The sequence below is a fragment of the Psychrobacter sp. TPE 89C genome (genome assembly GCF_055522395.1).
The window spans coordinates 1-1,158 of the sequence record NZ_JBVFXW010000102.1; the positions used below are offsets into that span (position 1 = coordinate 1).

General features: G+C 37.5%; 4 tRNA genes and 1 pseudogene. All 5 read right to left on the reverse strand.

Features of this window, described 5'->3' with window-relative positions:
• Positions 1 to 74: pseudogene (locus tag ACZW67_RS14270) on the reverse strand (hypothetical protein); the annotation flags it as partial.
• 433 nt (positions 75 to 507) lie between these two features.
• Positions 508 to 582: transfer RNA gene (locus ACZW67_RS14275), tRNA-Thr, on the reverse strand.
• Positions 583 to 702: 120 nt separating this feature from the next.
• Positions 703 to 776, reverse strand: a tRNA-Gly gene (locus ACZW67_RS14280).
• Positions 777 to 859: 83 nt separating this feature from the next.
• Positions 860 to 943 (reverse strand) — tRNA-Tyr (locus ACZW67_RS14285).
• A 67-nt stretch (positions 944 to 1,010) separates the two neighbouring features.
• A tRNA-Thr gene (locus ACZW67_RS14290) sits at positions 1,011 to 1,086 on the reverse strand.
• Positions 1,087 to 1,158 lie beyond the last annotated feature (72 nt).

Below are 1,158 nucleotides of genomic sequence, written 5' to 3' on the forward strand. Positions count from 1 at the left end.
TTACCGTGGTCAACGTGTCCGATGGTACCAACGTTGACATGCGGTTTTAGACGTTCAAACTTGGCCTTTGCCATGGGTATTTCCTCTTTTTTTGGTGAATCTTTATCAATCAAAGATCAGTGAATAGCTGTTTGACGGCTCATGATGCAGGTAAGACCATCAAACCGTTGACGCTATGGTTTATCTACTAAAACTATTCTGTAATCTTGCTAAAATCTATGCGCTTCAACTTCATACAGATAAATATTATACTTACTTTTCAATCTATTGAACATTGCTAGCTATTATATAACATCGCTGTTGCACTAATTTATCTTACTGTAGCTTATCTACAAATAAACTTAGTATTTATTAATAAATTGACAGCACTAAAGGGCAACACCTCAGTGTCACCCTTAAATCATCAATTGCTGTACTGTATTTATAATGTTCAATATCCTATGCTTTCGATATCGATGCAACGCTGTTTAAGATAGCAAAGCAAACACAAAAAGCTTAAACAATAAATGGAGCTCATATCGAGAATTGAACTCGAGACCTCTCCCTTACCAAGGGAGTGCTCTACCGCTGAGCTATATGAGCATGTTTTTAATAACTACAGTACAAATAATATTGTAGATTTACTAAAAAAATATCACGACACAGTTATCATAAACTGATTATCGTGATTTATTATTTATAATTTTTGCGATGGTGTATATATGGAGCGGGTGGCGGGAATCGAACCCGCGTCATTAGCTTGGAAGGCTAAGGTGTTACCATTATACCACACCCGCATTTACTCTTATTCTAAAGGACTCTAATCGAGAGTCTCTAAATATATAGAGTATGCTTGGCGCTATGACAAACTTAGAAAATATGGTGGTGGGAGAAGGATTCGAACCTTCGAAGCTTTCGCGACAGATTTACAGTCTGTTGGGTTTGACCGCTCCCCAATCCCACCTTAGGTTGCTTTAAACAAAAATGACTTTAGTTTAAGACATATTCATAAAAAGCTACTTTAAGAGAGATGGTGCCGACTGCCGGGATCGAACTGGCGACCTACTGATTACAAGTCAGTTGCTCTACCAACTGAGCTAAGTCGGCTTGTTCTCTTAAAGTGGTGGCTATTCTATCAAATATTTTGAGATGCGCAAGCTCTTTTTCATATTTTTTTCA